The organism is Methylophilus sp. Q8 (assembly GCF_000800115.1).
Lineage (GTDB): Bacteria > Pseudomonadota > Gammaproteobacteria > Burkholderiales > Methylophilaceae > Methylophilus.
This window is the reverse complement of record NZ_JUHE01000001.1, coordinates 490632-503132: the sequence shown is the minus strand read 5'-3', so window position 1 is coordinate 503132 and position 12501 is coordinate 490632. Positions and strand designations below refer to the sequence as shown.

The window sequence follows — 12501 nt, the reverse complement described above, 5'->3', positions numbered from 1 at the left end:
TGCACTGTGGGAATTTGGCATTTTATTTGTAAATGTATGAAAAGAAACAAAATATTCGCCTTTGACCCTAACGGACTATTTTATACATTCAGTCCGCTGACTTAAAATAGCAAAGAATTTTTTAATCCTAAATTGTTTAATTTATAAGGAAGTCACAATGAAAAAAATATTTTATGCTGGCCTTAAGTTGCTGCTGTCGGTGTCGCTACTGGCAACCGCGCAATCTGCCTCTGCCTTGACTACGGGCACCGTGGTAGGTTCCAATTTCGTGAATGGGCAATCTAGCTACCTGACGACATTTGCGGATGGTACCACTGCGACTTTTGCCGGTAGCAGCGCGTTCCAGAAGAAATCGCAAGCTGGTATTACTGGTGTTGGTATTGCTGGCGGTAGAACCGCTGGTGAAATCGATATCGGTGAAACATTGACCGGTACATTTTCTAAAGAAGTCATCGTGTCTTCCATCAACCTGGCATTGCTGTTTGATGGTCCTGAGTATAACGATGTAAAAGAAGTGGCAAAAATGCTGGTCAGTTTTGCTGACGGTGGCACAGGCGTTTATTATTTGACAGCCACTGGCGTGCACACTGCAGCCTGGACTGGCGAAGGTAGTGTGGTGTCCATCGGTAGTGGTGCAGTAGATGGCGGTACAGGTGCCTGGCAATTAAACAACCCGTTTGGTTTCCGTTCAGTAGACAGCATCGTTTTCACGGCTGCAAAAGGATATCCGAACTCTCATTGTAAAAACTGTGATAACCAGTCTGATTACACTTTCGTCAACATGACTGTGATTCCAGTACCAGAAGCAGATAAGTCTGCCATGATGTTTGCTGGGCTGTTGGTTGTGGGTGGTTTGGCTGCGCGCCGTATGAAATCCTGAGTATTTCAGGATTGAAGTAAAAAAGCTCACAGCCTGTGAGCTTTTTTTTTTGCGTCAAGCAGGCAGGGTTTTATGGCAGGCGCATGATGGTTGTCCTTTCATTAAAGGACAAAGTGTGAAAAAATTGCAGGAAATATTGAAGGCAGTTTTTTATGTTAGATCGTGATGGATACCGTCCGAACGTTGGGATTGTGCTTTGCAATGCACATAACCAGGTGTTTTGGGGCAAGCGTATCAGAGAGCATGCGTGGCAGTTTCCGCAAGGCGGCATCAAATATGGTGAAACGCCGGAACAAGCGATGTATCGTGAGCTGATGGAAGAGGTGGGCCTCAAGCCCGAGCACGTCAAAATTCTGGGCCGTACCCGTGACTGGCTGCGCTATGAAGTACCGACCAGCTGGATAAAACGCGAGTGGCGCGGCAGTTATAAAGGTCAAAAACAAATCTGGTTTTTATTACGGCTGACCGGCCGCGACTCAGATGTGTCGTTACGTGCGACTGAGCACCCCGAGTTTGATGCCTGGCGCTGGAGTGAATACTGGGTACCACTTGAAGATGTGATTGAGTTCAAGCGCGAGGTTTATCAATTAGCACTTAACGAACTGGCGACCTTTTTGCACCATTCTGGCCGACGTCCCGGCGGCAAGCCACGCAAGCCTGCCGCGGCAAACAAGTTGCCACCCACCGTCACCCCTGAATAATCTATAGCCACACGGCCGCTGTGCGGTCTTGTGGCAAAATCCACTCCGGCCGCAAACCATGGCAGGTATAGCCGGTGGGATATTTGACTAAATAATCCTGGTGCTCAGGCTCGGCCAGCCAAAAGTCGCTGGCAGGTGTGACTTCTGTGACGACCTTCCCGGGCCAGATCTGCGTGGCATTCATGTCGGCGATCAGTTGTTCTGCCTCGGCTTTTTGTGCCGCATTGGCATAATAAATGGCCGAGCGGTAAGACGGCCCCAAATCATTGCCCTGGCGGTTCAAGGTGGTCGGGTCGTGAATCTGGAAAAAGAATACCAGTAACTGCCGCAGGCTGATCAGTGATGCATCAAACTCCACCTCTATGGCCTCTGCATGGTTGCCATGATTGCGGTAGGTGGCATGGGCAATGTCGCCGCCAGTATAGCCAACGCGTGTGGAAATGACGCCGGGCAGGCGTCGGAACAGGTCCTGCATGCCCCAAAAACAGCCGCCAGCGAGAATAATGGTGTCTTGCATCAGGTCCTCTTTCTATCAGTTGGATGCTTCATGCAGACATGAAGCCGTGTTTGAATGATTTTTATGCTTTGTCGTGTATCAAATCAAATACTTACAATCTGTCCAGTATAGGTGGTTTAGGTTAAAATACTGAGTTTTAGTTCTAAGCAATGTTGGGGAGCATATGTCAGTCAAGGTAGGCATTAACGGGTTTGGACGAATTGGCCGTATGGCGTTACGCGCGGCAATTGAGCAGCAAGAGTTCAGCAACATCGAAGTGGTAGCGATTAATAGTTCATATGATGTTGAATACATGATGTATTTGCTCAAGTATGACTCGGTCCATGGCCGTTTTAATGCCAAGGTAGAAACTGATAATGGTGCACTGGTGGTAAATGGCAAACGCATTCATTTGACCGCAGAACGTGACCCTAGCAAGATTGACTGGCGTATTGGTGGTGCAGATATCATCATCGAATCTACCGGCGCGTTCCTGACACAGGACAACTGCCATCCGCACATTAGTGGCGGTGCGAAAAAAGTGGTGCAATCAGCGCCAGGTAAAGATGACACGCCTATGTTTGTGTTTGGCGTAAACCATAACGAATATGCAGGCCAGGCGATTATTTCTGCCGCGTCTTGTACCACCAATGGCCTGGCACCATTGGCAAAAGTATTGCATGACACCTTTGGTATCAAGCGTGGCTTGATGACCACTATTCATGCCGCGACAGCCTCACAACTGACTGTCGATGGCACCTCCAAAAAAGACTGGCGCGGTGGCCGCAGCGTGTTTGAAAACATTATTCCTTCCAGCACGGGCGCTGCCAAGGCGGTAGGTAAAGTGATTCCATCCCTCAACAAAAAGCTGACCGGTATGGCCATGCGCGTCCCTTCAGCCGATGTGTCTGTGGTGGATTTAACCGTAGAACTGAATAACGAAACAACCTATGAAGCGATTTGCGCTGCCATGCAAAAAGCGGCCGACGGTGAGTTAAAAGGTGTACTGGAATTTACCAACGAAAAAGTGGTTTCCAGTGACTTCCGCAGCAGTGCAGCCGCCAGCGTGTTTGATGCCGATGCCGGTATTATGCTGGACCCGACTTTTGTCAAAGTCGTTGGCTGGTACGACAACGAATACGGTTACACCTGTAACCTGCTGCGCCTGGTTCAACACATTGCTTAATCATGCACGGGGCTTTATGCCCCGTTTGCTTTTGTCACTGATATTTTTATCCTTACCAGTTTATATTCAAGCGGCGGCGACCGCTCAAGGGAGACCTTCATGAAATTCATCAAAATGACCGACCTCGACTTGCGTGGCAAGCGTGTGTTTATCCGTGCCGACCTCAATGTGCCGGTGAAAGACGGCGTGGTGACCAGTGATGCCAGGATTGTAGCCAGCATGCCCACCATTGAGTTTGCCTTAAAGGCAGGCGCCAAAGTGATGGTGACTTCGCATTTGGGTCGCCCGGAAGAAGGTGTGTACAGTGAAGAGAATTCATTGCAGCCGGTAGCCGATGTGATGAGTAAGTTGTTGGGGCAGCCGGTGCGTCTGGTCAAAAACTGGCTGGCGCCAAATGCGCCTGAAGACAGCCTGACCACGCAAGATGGCCAGCTGATTTTGCTGGAAAACTGTCGTTTCAATGTGGGTGAAAAGAAAAACAACGATGAACTGGCGAAGAAATACGCCGCGTTGTGCGATGTGTTTGTGATGGATGCCTTTGGCACTGCACACCGTGCCGAAGCTTCTACGCATGGTATCGCCAAGTTTGCACCAGTGGCTTGTGCCGGTATTTTACTGACGCAAGAGCTGGATGCGCTGAGCAAAGCCTTGCTGGCGCCTGCACGTCCACTGGTGGCAATTGTTGGCGGCTCCAAAGTGTCGACCAAGTTGACCGTGCTCGAAAGCTTGTCCGACAAGGTAGACCAGTTGGTGGTTGGTGGCGGTATCGCCAATACCTTCCTTAAAGCCTCTGGTCAGGAAGTGGGCAAATCGTTATGCGAGAATGACCTCATTGAAACCGCGAAATGCCTGATGGGCAAAATGGAAGCGCGCGGCGCCTGTGTACCGATTGCCAAGGATGTAGTGGTGGGCAAGCAATTTGATGCCAATGAACCTGCCATGAAAAAGCCAGCGACCGACGTGGCTGCCGACGAAATGATTTTTGATATTGGCGCGCAATCTGCGGCTGAACTGGTCGATATCATCATGAGAGCAGGTACGGTGGTGTGGAACGGCCCGGTGGGTGTATTTGAGTTTGACCAGTTTGGCGAAGGCACCAAAACGATTGCCAAAGCGATTGCCGAAACCAAGGCCTTTACGCTGGCGGGTGGTGGCGACACCATTGCTGCCATCCAGAAGTATGATATTTATGACAAAGTGTCTTATATTTCTACGGCCGGTGGCGCCTTTCTGGAGTTTCTGGAAGGCAAAACATTGCCAGCAGTGGCTATTCTCGAAGAACGCGCAGCTTAATCTTCAAGCCTGGTGACGGTCTGCGCGCTACGTTGTTGGTTAAACGGAGAGCGGGACCGTCAGTCTATGGTGTTTATCGTAGACTTCAACGCGATTGCGGCCCTGTTTTTTGGCCACATATAAAGCCTTATCGGCCTGTTCAATCAGCAAGTTGCCATCTTCACTGAAATTAAGCCACTGGTTACGTGCATGCTGCTCTTTGTGTGACTGCGATTGCTGAAGGCCCAGTGAGGCAACGCCGATGCTCACGGTCATCAGGCGATGACCGGCGAAGCGGATATCCAGCGCCATGACTTTCTGCCGGATGCGCTCGGCAATTTTAGCGGCTTCCTGCTGTGTGGTTTGCCCCAGTACCAAGACAAACTCTTCCCCGCCGTAACGCGCGGCCAAGTCCCCCGGGCGGTTACTGTAACGTTTTAATATGCCCGCCAATTGGCGCAGGCAATCATCCCCCGCGCCATGTCCCATACTGTCATTGAGTTGTTTGAAGTGGTCGGCATCGACCATCATCACGCTCAGGCTGGACTGATGGCGGATGGCGCGCGACCATTCATCACGCATGAATTGTTCCAGGCGGCGGCGATTGGCCAGGCCGGTGAGCGGGTCGGTTAAGGTGAGGGCCGAGATGCGGTCTTCAGTCTGTTTGTGGTGGGTGATGTTGGTCAGTGATAGTAAAAATAACTTGCCGTCCGCCAGCGTGGTTTGCATGGGTTGCAAATTGAGTGTCAACCAGGTAGGTTCCTGGGTCGGCGTGTGACACAAATAGTCAGTCGTGAAGTGCTCGATTGAGCCGCTGAGTACGCGCTCAATACCATCCACTAATAGTGGCTGATTGGTGTCTTCATTGGCCCGACAGAGATCGAGGTAAGCGATACCAAACCAGTCTGTTTCCAGGTCCAGGCCGTAAAGTAGCCCGAATTTCCGCCAGGCCTGATTGACGTAAATAATGCTGCTGGTCTCATCAATCACTGCAATTTGCAGCGGTAATGTGTCCAGGATACCACTCAGTAATTGTTCTGCGATGTTCACAAAATATCCGATGGCCAGTTGCTTGCAACATTCAAAAGATTCAACTCTATTCTATTCAAGGCTTTCGCGCCTGTCTAATGCTAATTGGTGAAAATTAGCATCAAAATTGCTTGTTTTTTTCCTATCCAGAGACGAAGGAGTCAAAAATGGGCATTAGGGTGGGGATTAACGGCTTTGGCCGCATTGGTCGTATGGTGTTGCGCGCCGCATTAAATCAGGCAGAGTTCAAGGATATGGAGGTCGTGGCCATTAACGGCATCGAAGAACCTGACCATATGTTGTATATGCTCAAATATGACTCCGTGCACGGCAGGCTGGCACAGGACGCACATTTAGAGGGCGATTTTCTGGTCATTAATGGCAAGAAAATACGCCTCACCGCGCATACCAAACCGGCAGACATTGACTGGGGGGCGGAAGCGGTCGATGTGGTGATCGAGTGCACTGGCGTCTTCCTGACCCAGGAAACCTGCGCGGCGCATATTGCGGGTGGCGCGCGCATTGTGGTGCAATCTGCACCCGGCAAAGACGATACGCCCATGTATGTCTACGGCGTCAATCACTATCATTATCACGGTGAAGATGTCGTCTCGGCGGCGTCTTGTACGACTAATGGGCTGGCGCCGATCGTCAAGGTGTTGCATGACCATTTTGGTGTCAAGCGTGGCTTGATGACGACCATTCATGCGGCGACCGCTACCCAGAAAACGGTGGATGGTACCTCCAACAAAGACTGGCGCGGCGGACGCGGCGTATTTGAAAACATTATTCCTTCAAGTACCGGGGCGGCCAAAGCGGTGGGTAAAGTGATTCCGGCGCTCAATAAGAAACTCACTGGCATGTCCATGCGGATTCCATCGGCCGATGTGTCTGTGGTCGATTTGACCGTGGAGTTGCAGCAAAAAACCACTTACGAAGACATTTGCGCCGTAATGAAATATGCCTCGGAGCGTGATTTGAAAGGCGTTCTTGGTTATACCGAAGAGCCCGTGGTTTCCAGCGATTTCCGCGGTTTCCCGGCTGCCAGTGTGTTCGATGCGGGGGCTGGCATCATGCTGGATCCGACCTTCGTCAAATTGATCGGCTGGTATGACAATGAATATGGCTATACCTGCAACTTGTTACGTTTAACCCGCTACGTGAGCTATGCAAAATTGTCGATGACAGATTTGCCAGCGGCGGAAGAAGAGGTGGCTGAGGCCGCTTGATCCTGAGTGTGGAATTGGGCAGTTTGGAGTTGATAGACAATTTACTCGCCTGCAACGGCGTCGCGCATTTATAATGCTATTTTTACTTGTGTGATAGACATTATGCGTGCGCCTTTGCTCGAAACCTCCATCAAAAGCCTGAAAAAACTGCACCAGGGCAAGGTGCGTGATATTTACGATATCGACGCCCACACCATGTTGCTGGTGAGTACCGATCGTTTAAGCGCTTTTGATGTGATTTTGCCCACCGGCATTGCGCACAAAGGGGCCATGTTGACGCAAATGGCTAATTTCTGGTTTGAGCAATTGCAGGATGTGGTGCCTAACCATTTGACTGGCATTGCGCCTGAGTCTGTGGTCGCGCCGGATGAAGTCGAGCAGGTCAAAGGTCGTGCCGTGGTGGTGAAGAAACTCAAAGCCTTGCCGCTGGAGGCGATTGTGCGTGGCTACCTGGTCGGTAGTGGCTGGAAAGAGTACAAAGCCAAAGGCACTGTTTGCGACATTCCTTTACCAGCCGGTCTGCAATTGGCGCAACAATTACCTAAACCGCTATTCACGCCTTCAAGCAAGGCCGCAGTTGGCGAGCACGATGAAAACATCAGTGTCGCGCAGGTGGAAGCGCTGATAGGCAAAGACCTGACGGCACAGGTGGAAAAAGCCGCCATTGCCTTGTACACACGTGCGGCGGAATATGCGCGCACCAAGGGTATTATCATTGCTGATACCAAGTTTGAATTCGGCGTCGACGCGCATGGCGTGTTGCATGTGATGGATGAAGCCTTAACGCCGGATTCTTCCCGTTTCTGGCCGGCGGACCAATACCAGATTGGTAGCAATCCGCCCAGTTATGACAAACAGTATGTGCGTGACTGGCTGGAGGGCTGCGGCTGGAACAAAGTCGCACCGGGCCCTGAGTTACCGGCAGATGTAGCGCAACGTACTTCTGATAAATATATGGAAGCGTTTGCCAAGTTGACTGGGCGTACCTTGCTGGTCGATTAATCACGGCAACCATTACTCACTGCAACTATGGGCTTTCGCGCACAATTAGCGACACTCGCCAGCCGGTTCAAGCAGGAGGTTGCGTTTTACCGCGCACTGCATGCGCATCCGCAGACGCCCACGTTGGCCAAAGGCTTGTTATGGCTGGCGTTGGCTTATCTGGTGTTACCGTTTGACCTGATTCCGGACTTTATTCCGGTGATCGGCCAGTTGGATGAGTTAGTGATTATTCCATTATTGCTTTACTTGGCACTCAAGTTGACGCCAGTCGCGGTGCGGCAGGCGTGTCGCGATTCTGTGCCGCTTGTGCCGGATCAAAAATAGTGCTGTTTGACAGCAAATGTTCATATTATTCGCCTATAATGGCGCTTTTTTGTTGAAATGGGTTTGAGAAGATGTCTTTGAATTTGGTGCCAAGCGGCAAGGATTTGCCCCACGACTTTAACGTCATTATCGAAATTCCGGCTAACGGCGACCCGGTTAAATACGAAGTAGATAAAGAAAGTGGTGCGCTGTTTGTGGATCGTTTCATGGGTACATCCATGCAATATCCATGTAACTACGGCTATATTCCACACACCCTGGGCGATGATGGAGACCCGGTAGATGTGCTGGTGATTACGCCAGTGCCATTATTGCCAGGCGTCGTTGTACGTTGCCGTGCTTTAGGCATGTTGAAAATGACCGACGAAGCCGGTGGTGATGCTAAAGTGCTGGCAGTGCCGATTGAAAAAGTATGTGGCCTGTATGCCTACCAGAAAACATTGAGCGATGTTTCGCCTTGGCGTTTGGACATGATTGCCCACTTCTTTGAGCACTATAAAGACCTGGACAAAGGTAAATGGGTGAAGATCGAGGGTTGGGTCGGCATTGAAGATGCACATCAGGAAATTAATGATGGCGTGGTACGTTACAACGAAGCAGAAGTGAAGCCAGCGTTTTAATGTGAGCGCTGCGTCAAAAAAGTCGGCCTAGGCCGACTTTTTTATTTGCTGAAGCATAGCTTCTGTTAATGAAGCAGTGGGACAATCAACAGTGCCACGATATTGATAATTTTGATTAATGGGTTGACTGCCGGGCCAGCCGTGTCCTTGTAAGGGTCGCCGACGGTGTCACCTGTGACGGCAGCCTTATGGGCGTCAGAGCCTTTGCCACCGTGATGGCCGTCCTCAATATACTTCTTGGCGTTGTCCCAGGCGCCACCGCCAGTACACATCGAAATCGCGACAAACAGGCCAGTGACAATCGTGCCCATAAGCAAGCCACCTAGTGCGACCGGGCCCAGAAATAATCCCACCAGAATGGGGGCAGCGACGGGGAGCAATGAAGGCAGCATCATTTCTTTGATCGCCGCGCTGGTCAGCATATCCACTGCTTTGCCATATTCCGGTTTGGCCGTACCCTCCATAATGCCTTTGATTTCGCGGAACTGGCGGCGCACTTCTTCAACCACGCTGCCTGCGGCACGACCAACGGCTTCCATCGCCATGGCGGCAAACAGGAAGGGAATCAGGCCGCCAAGAAACAGGCCGATAATCACTTTCGGGTCGCTTAAATCAAAGCTGGCGGTAATGCCTGCGCTTTCCAGTTTGTGTGTGTAATCGGCAAACAGCACCAATGAAGCCAGCCCAGCTGAGCCAATGGCATAGCCTTTGGTCACGGCTTTGGTGGTATTGCCCACAGCATCCAATGGATCGGTGACATCACGCACGCTACTCGGTAACTCGGCCATCTCGGCGATGCCGCCAGCATTGTCGGTAATCGGGCCATATGCATCCAGCGCGACCACAATGCCTGCCATGCTCAACATGGCCATGGCAGCAATCGCTACGCCATAAAGACCGGCCAGGTGAAATGCCACATAGATAGCGATACAGACCGAAATGACCGGCAGGGCAGTCGACTTCATGGACACGCCTATGCCTGCAATAATGTTGGTGGCGTGGCCGGTGGTTGAGGCTTGTGCCACGTGTTTCACTGGCGCGTAATCGGTGCCGGTATAGTATTCGGTGATCCATACCAGGGCAGCAGTTAAGACCAAACCTACCGCGCACGCGCCAAATAATGCCTGGCTGGAGACGGTCACTTCGCCATGGGTGTAGCCTTGCGGAAACACATATTGCGTGACAAAGTAAAACGCGATCAGTGACAGCAAGCCAGCGACGGCCAGGCCTTTGTACAGTGCAGGCATGACGTTTTTCATGCCGGGTGAGGCTTTGACGAAGAAGCAGCCAATAATGGAGGCAACGATGGAGACCGCACCTAGCAGCAAGGGGTAAATCACACCATTAGCCCCTGCTTCTGCGGCCATCAGCCCGCCGAGCACCATGGTGGCGATCAGCGTCACGGCATAGGTTTCAAACAGGTCGGCGGCCATACCGGCACAGTCGCCGACATTGTCACCGACGTTATCGGCAATCACGGCCGGATTGCGCGGGTCATCTTCCGGGATACCGGCTTCAACCTTGCCCACCAGGTCAGCGCCGACATCTGCGCCTTTGGTGAAAATGCCGCCACCCAGTCGTGCAAAGATGGAGATTAACGAAGAGCCAAAAGCCAGGCCGATGAGTGGGTTGAGGTCGGTCGCTTGTTCTGCACCCAGGTAACTGTAAAAGCCAGCGACGCCCAGCAGGCCCAAGCCGACCACCAGCATGCCAGTAATCGCACCGCCTTTAAAGGCCACATCCAGGGCTGCACCTATACCTTGGGTGGCTGCCTGGGCTGTGCGCACATTGGCTTTGACCGACACATTCATGCCAATAAAGCCGCAAGCGCCTGATAAGATCGCACCGACTAAAAAACCGATAGCGGTTTGCAGGCTTAAAAATAAGCCGATCAAGATAGCCAGTATGATGCCGACCAGTGTGATGGCTTTATATTGCCGGGATAAATAGGCGGCTGCGCCCTGTTGAATAGCCCCGGCAATTTCCTGCATGCGGGCATTGCCTGCGGGTAACCCTGAAATCCATTGACTCATTACTACGCCATAGAGCACCGCCAACACTGCAGCACCGAGCGCTAACATTAATGCGACTGACATGACTTCTCCTGTTCCTGATGAAACTGCGTTAAACGTAATGACTGCTTAAAACCCTGCTACTCAATTTGTAAATAAAATGTAACAGGTTGAGCCATTATTGCACTATTAAAGTGCGTCTACAAGCGCGTTTTCAGGGCTATTTTGAGGGCGGAAAAAGCGTCACTCAGTCGTCGCGTTGCTGGTCAATAAAGTGGCGTAAAGCAGCTTCCAGAGCCGGATTGTTGGCTTCGTTAGCATAGGCTTCGAGTGTGTTTAAAGCGCGATTTGAAGGGGCTTTGATGCGTTTATGCTTGCTTTGCGGGCGAGATTTTACTTGCACTTTGACCTTAATTGCGTTAAGGTTTAAGCCTTTGATTTTCCTGGAATTTTGACAAAAATCCCGGATTTTTTGCAGGAGTTGGGTTTCCATTAACTTGATTCTGCTGGCCGCTGCGCCTGATTGTACGGCAATCGTCAGTGCACCATCATGTAGCGCCAGTACATGCGAAAACCTGGAGAATTCCGGGGCAACTGCTGACCAGCATTGCTGTAATTGCTGCCTATCATCCGCTTCTTGTAACAGCGGCTTGAGATCGTGATGATGCTTGAAAATCTGATTGATTTTGAACATGGCGGATTGTCCACAGAATGCGTGAATATTGTACACCACCAGGCCAGAAAGCGTTGGGTCATCATTGCTAGCCGGTGAATAGCGAGAGTTCTTAGCATGATTAATATCATTATTGTTTCAGAAAAAATGGCCAAGCCAAAAACACTGGGTGTGTTTGAAAGTCTTGGCTTGCTCCTGGCGCTGATCCTGGTGCCTGTTGTATTGATCTTATTGTTTATTACGCCGCAGCAAGTGATCAAGTCGCAAGGCGTGAAAGCCATGTTGCCACCGCATTTGCGTGGCGCCATGTTGTCTACCCAGAATCACCTTGATGCCTATGCCAAGCAAATTGGCGAGTTGCAGGCGCGCATTTTGCGTCTGGATGCGCAGAACCAGCGCTTGTCAAAATTGGCCGGGGTTAAATCGACCGCAGAGCCAATTAATGAAAGAACGCCAGTGAATGAAGTGCCCGCGACTGAACCACCGGTCAGTGATTCATTGGGCCAGGGCGGACCGCTGGTCAAGGACTCGCCGTTAAGCGAAGAGGACTTGAAAGCCACGATTGAGCAAATGTCTGCGGACCTGGATTTCAGGGATGAGTATCAAGGCAAGATTGAAGCGAAATTGTTGCAAAAGAGTGTGCTGCGCGAAATGTTGCCTAACAGTAGCCCGGTTGCTGCGGCTTACAGTTCATCCAGCTACGGCTGGCGGATTGATCCTTTAAATGGGCATCGCGCTTTTCATGAAGGGCTGGATTTCCCCGCTTCTGTTGGCATGCCAGTGTATGCGGCGGCGGATGGCATTGTGACCACGGCTGTGCAAACACCCGATTACGGTAACCTGCTTAAAATTGATCATGGATCAGGCCTGGAAACCCGTTACGCGCACAATTCCAGATTGCTGGTGAAATCCGGTGAGCGCGTGATGAAGGGGCAGAAAATTGCCTTGATTGGCAGTACGGGGCGTTCAACTGGTCCGCATTTGCATTATGAAATTCGTCTCAATGGCAATCCGCTAGATCCGCGTGAATATCTCAGAAGCCATTCCTGAAGCAAGCCGCTGGAGTAGTCAATGCGT

Annotated in this window: 13 protein-coding genes; 9 read left to right on the top strand and 4 right to left on the bottom strand. The window is 51.2% G+C overall.

Going from position 1 to position 12501, the window contains the following annotated elements; genetic code table 11:
* Nucleotides 1-157: 157 nt before the first annotated feature.
* Nucleotides 158-880: a hypothetical protein gene (locus tag GQ52_RS02505; protein ID WP_047514859.1), complete on the top strand. Its 723-nt coding sequence runs from the start codon at nucleotides 158-160 to the stop codon at nucleotides 878-880.
* 152 nt (nucleotides 881-1032) lie between these two features.
* Nucleotides 1033-1581, top strand: a complete 549-nt coding sequence (locus GQ52_RS02500) for an RNA pyrophosphohydrolase (RefSeq protein WP_024929439.1) — start codon at nucleotides 1033-1035, stop codon at nucleotides 1579-1581.
* Nucleotide 1582: 1 nt separating this feature from the next.
* Here GQ52_RS02500 and msrA read toward each other — a convergent pair whose 3' ends face one another.
* A complete protein-coding gene (msrA, locus tag GQ52_RS02495; RefSeq protein ID WP_047514856.1) occupies nucleotides 1583-2098 on the bottom strand; it encodes a peptide-methionine (S)-S-oxide reductase MsrA in 516 nt (171 codons plus the stop codon).
* A gap of 163 nt (nucleotides 2099-2261) precedes the next feature.
* Here msrA and gap (GQ52_RS02490) point away from each other — a divergent pair, with 163 nt between their 5' ends.
* Complete coding sequence (gene gap, locus GQ52_RS02490) at nucleotides 2262-3263, top strand: type I glyceraldehyde-3-phosphate dehydrogenase (RefSeq protein ID WP_019881355.1); 1002 nt, start codon at nucleotides 2262-2264, stop codon at nucleotides 3261-3263.
* Between the two features lie 99 nt (nucleotides 3264-3362).
* Nucleotides 3363-4556, top strand: a complete 1194-nt coding sequence (locus GQ52_RS02485; RefSeq protein WP_047514853.1) for a phosphoglycerate kinase — start codon at nucleotides 3363-3365, stop codon at nucleotides 4554-4556.
* A gap of 39 nt (nucleotides 4557-4595) precedes the next feature.
* Here the strand turns inward: GQ52_RS02485 and GQ52_RS02480 are convergent, their stop codons facing one another.
* The gene (locus GQ52_RS02480; protein WP_024929442.1) at nucleotides 4596-5585 is read right to left on the bottom strand and encodes a sensor domain-containing diguanylate cyclase; all 990 of its coding nucleotides are present in this window, start codon (nucleotides 5583-5585) and stop codon (nucleotides 4596-4598) included.
* Nucleotides 5586-5731: 146 nt separating this feature from the next.
* Between GQ52_RS02480 and gap (GQ52_RS02475) the strand changes: the two genes are divergently transcribed.
* From gap (GQ52_RS02475) to ppa, 4 genes are all read left to right on the top strand, one after another.
* Nucleotides 5732-6793: a type I glyceraldehyde-3-phosphate dehydrogenase gene (gene gap, locus GQ52_RS02475; RefSeq protein ID WP_047514850.1), complete on the top strand. Its 1062-nt coding sequence runs from the start codon at nucleotides 5732-5734 to the stop codon at nucleotides 6791-6793.
* A gap of 102 nt (nucleotides 6794-6895) precedes the next feature.
* A complete protein-coding gene (locus tag GQ52_RS02470) occupies nucleotides 6896-7795 on the top strand; it encodes a phosphoribosylaminoimidazolesuccinocarboxamide synthase (protein ID WP_047514847.1) in 900 nt (299 codons plus the stop codon).
* Nucleotides 7796-7822: 27 nt separating this feature from the next.
* Nucleotides 7823-8119, top strand: a complete 297-nt coding sequence (locus GQ52_RS02465; RefSeq protein ID WP_024929444.1) for a YkvA family protein — start codon at nucleotides 7823-7825, stop codon at nucleotides 8117-8119.
* Nucleotides 8120-8190: 71 nt separating this feature from the next.
* Nucleotides 8191-8739 (top strand): inorganic diphosphatase, encoded by a 549-nt coding sequence (gene ppa / locus GQ52_RS02460; protein ID WP_019881361.1) that lies wholly within the window; start codon nucleotides 8191-8193, stop codon nucleotides 8737-8739.
* A 65-nt stretch (nucleotides 8740-8804) separates the two neighbouring features.
* Here the strand turns inward: ppa and GQ52_RS02455 are convergent, their stop codons facing one another.
* Together GQ52_RS02455 and GQ52_RS02450 are read right to left on the bottom strand one after the other, a co-directional pair.
* On the bottom strand, nucleotides 8805-10835 hold the full coding sequence (locus tag GQ52_RS02455; protein WP_047514844.1) for a sodium-translocating pyrophosphatase: 2031 nt from the start codon (nucleotides 10833-10835) through the stop codon (nucleotides 8805-8807).
* Between the two features lie 163 nt (nucleotides 10836-10998).
* On the bottom strand, nucleotides 10999-11445 hold the full coding sequence (locus GQ52_RS02450; protein ID WP_024929446.1) for a DUF721 domain-containing protein: 447 nt from the start codon (nucleotides 11443-11445) through the stop codon (nucleotides 10999-11001).
* 96 nt (nucleotides 11446-11541) lie between these two features.
* Here GQ52_RS02450 and GQ52_RS02445 point away from each other — a divergent pair, with 96 nt between their 5' ends.
* Nucleotides 11542-12474, top strand: coding sequence for a M23 family metallopeptidase (locus GQ52_RS02445; protein ID WP_047514840.1), 933 nt, complete (start codon nucleotides 11542-11544; stop codon nucleotides 12472-12474).
* Nucleotides 12475-12501: the final 27 nt, after the last annotated feature.